Source organism: Mangrovitalea sediminis, assembly GCF_002514725.1.
GTDB classification, from domain to species: Bacteria; Pseudomonadota; Gammaproteobacteria; order Pseudomonadales; family Oleiphilaceae; genus Mangrovitalea; species Mangrovitalea sediminis.
Genome location: NZ_NTLB01000014.1, coordinates 1 through 1,079 on the forward strand (window position 1 = coordinate 1; position 1,079 = coordinate 1,079).

Annotated in this window: 1 pseudogene; it reads left to right on the plus strand. The window is 57.4% G+C overall.

The window, feature by feature from the left end:
- Positions 1 to 63: 63 nt before the first annotated feature.
- Positions 64 to 1,079 (plus strand): annotated as a pseudogene (locus CLR77_RS19885) (IS3 family transposase); the annotation flags it as partial.

The following is a 1,079-nucleotide window of genomic DNA, read 5'->3' on the forward strand; positions in this document are numbered from 1 at the left end:
TGAATCGCCACCAGTTTGCTAGACACCTATCAGCCATACACAATGGCTATCAGAGAGGTGCTCATGAGCAGCAAACGTTATCCCGAAGAATTCAAGATTGAAGCCGTCCGCCAGATAACTGACCGGGGCCACAGCGTGGCCCAGGTGGCCAGTCGGCTAGGTGTTACAGCCCACAGCTTGTACGCTTGGCTGAAGAAGTACGGTCCTGAGGCCACTCAGCATCAGGCCAAGGCTGATGAACAGGCCGAGATCCGGCGGTTGCAGAAGGAGTTGAAGCGCGTCACTGAGGAGCGCGACATCCTAAAAAAAGCCGCGGCGTACTTCGCCAAACAGTCCGAGTGAGGTACGCATTTATCGCCGCGCATGGGGAGCAATGGCCGGTTCGTCGACTCTGTGATTTGCTGGACGTCCATCCCAGCGGATTCTATGCCTGGAAGCGTGTGTCGCGTTCGAAGCGATGTCGGGACGATGAGCGCTTGTCCGGGCTGATCAAGCAGTTCTGGTTGGAATCTGGGGCGGTATATGGGTACCGCAAGATCCACAGTGATTTGCGCGAGTGTGGCGAACAGTGTGGCCCCAACCGGGTTCATCGCTTGATGCGCTGTGCAGGGATACAAGCTCAAGTCGGTTACCGGAAGCCTCGCCATAAGGCGGGGCATGTGCACAAGGTAACGCCTAATCTCTTACAGCGACAGTTCAACCCGAGCGCGCCGAATGAGGGCTGGGTGACGGATATCACCCATATTCGTACCCACGAGGGCTGGCTGTATCTGGCGGTGGTGCTGGACCTGTTCTCACGTCGAGTCATCGGCTGGTCGATGCAGTCACGGATCACCAAGGACTTGGTGCTGGATGCGTTGCTGATGGCCGTCTGGCGTCGCAAGCCGACAAGCAAGGTTGTTGTCCACTCGGATCAGGGCAGCCAGTACACGAGTCATGACTGGAGCGCCTTCCTCAAGGTGCATGGTTTGGAGGGGAGCATGAGCCGGCGCGGCAACTGTCACGACAACGCTGTCGCAGAGAGCTTTTTCCAGTTGCTTAAGCGCGAACGGGTGAAACGGAAAATCTACAACACCCGC